The organism is Salinivibrio sp. ML198, assembly GCF_001996015.1.
Classification (GTDB): domain Bacteria; phylum Pseudomonadota; class Gammaproteobacteria; order Enterobacterales; family Vibrionaceae; genus Salinivibrio; species Salinivibrio siamensis.
This window is the reverse complement of sequence record NZ_MUEZ01000042.1, coordinates 1-1407: the sequence shown is the minus strand read 5'-3', so window position 1 is coordinate 1407 and position 1407 is coordinate 1. Positions and strand designations below refer to the sequence as shown.

The following is a 1407-nucleotide window of genomic DNA, read 5'->3' as shown; positions in this document are numbered from 1 at the left end:
ACATTGGCGGCCAAATTTGGCAATCATCGTGACAGGCGCCCGTTGACAATGTGCACATATCCAACACCGTGCCGGGGCTTGTGTCACCTACGCCAATGGGATCATCGATATATAAACCAGGCGTAGGTCGGATAAGCGCGGGTGCGGTGTGAATCGTGTATACCCAAGCCGAAGCGCGCCTCCGACATTGGTGGCCAAATTTGGCACCGATGTTAAATTTGGCGCCGATCGTGACAGGCGCCCGTTGACAATGTGCCCATATCCAACAAAGTCCCGGGGCTTGTGTCACCTACGCCAATGGGATCATCGATATATAAACCAAGCGTAGGTCGGACAAGCGCCGGAGCGGTGTCAATCATTATCACGATATATGCCGCGCGCCTCCGACATTGGCGGTCAAATTTGACAATGATCGTTACAGGCACCCGTTGGCAATCTACACCTATCTAACATCGTGCCGGGAGTTCGTGTCATCGTCGTTTAAATGATCGGTATGCACGGATAATCGTTCTATCTGTTAATACAAATTCCACGACGGATGATAAATCCCTCTTTTAACCTCACGATGAAATGAGGAGTACGGCCAATCAGACACTTGTTCAACCCAACCGTGTTTAACCGGGTTGAAATGCACATAATCAAAATGATGCTTAAAATCTCGCTCATCCCTGATCGTATGCTCCCAAAATCGATCTTGCCATATTCTCCCTTTTGCCGTGACAAATCGCTTATCTATTCGGGACACACTTTTGGTAAACAGCTTCTTTATCTTGCGCCATCTGGTTGAATAATCTGAGTCATTATCGGGAAGTGTCCAAATAGCATGTAAATGATCAGGTAAAACGACCCAAGCATCGATATAAAAAGGATGAGACGCTTTGACGGTTGCCACCGCTGAGCGTAATAACGTTATGTACTCCGTAAGCAACTGCATCTCTCTGTCACGTAGGTTCATCGTAAAAAAGTACGTGCCACCATGTGCATAATTTCTCCGATACCGCATTCCAGACTCTCTTTTTCCAACTTCGCATACCCTCAGATGATGCGATTCCAAGACAGGAGTCAATTTTCTTTACAATAAATTAGAATTCAGCCGCGAAATACGATTGAAGGTGTTTGTTGTACCGGGGCTTGTGTCACCTACACCAATGGGATCATCGATATATAAACCAGGCGTAGGTCGGACAAGCGCCAGCACAATGCCAATCAATATCACGATGTGTGCCGCGCGCCTCCGACATTGGCGGCCAAATTTGGCACTGATCGTGACAGGCGCCCGTTGACAATGTGTCCATATCCAACAAAGTCCCGGGGCTTGTGTCACCTACGCCAATGGGATCATCGATATATAAACCAAGCGTAGGTCGGACAAGCGCCGGTGCGGTGTGAATCGTGTATACCCAAGCC

General features: G+C 48.2%; 2 protein-coding genes. Both read right to left on the bottom strand.

Annotated elements, in window-relative coordinates; translation table 11 throughout:
* Positions 1–517: 517 nt before the first annotated feature.
* Positions 518–1003: an REP-associated tyrosine transposase gene (locus BZG25_RS15565; protein WP_077639367.1), complete on the bottom strand. Its 486-nt coding sequence runs from the start codon at positions 1001–1003 to the stop codon at positions 518–520.
* Between the two features lie 151 nt (positions 1004–1154).
* Positions 1155–1407, bottom strand: a 253-nt coding sequence (locus BZG25_RS16110) for a hypothetical protein (RefSeq protein ID WP_206744467.1), incomplete at its 5' end; no start/stop codon positions are given.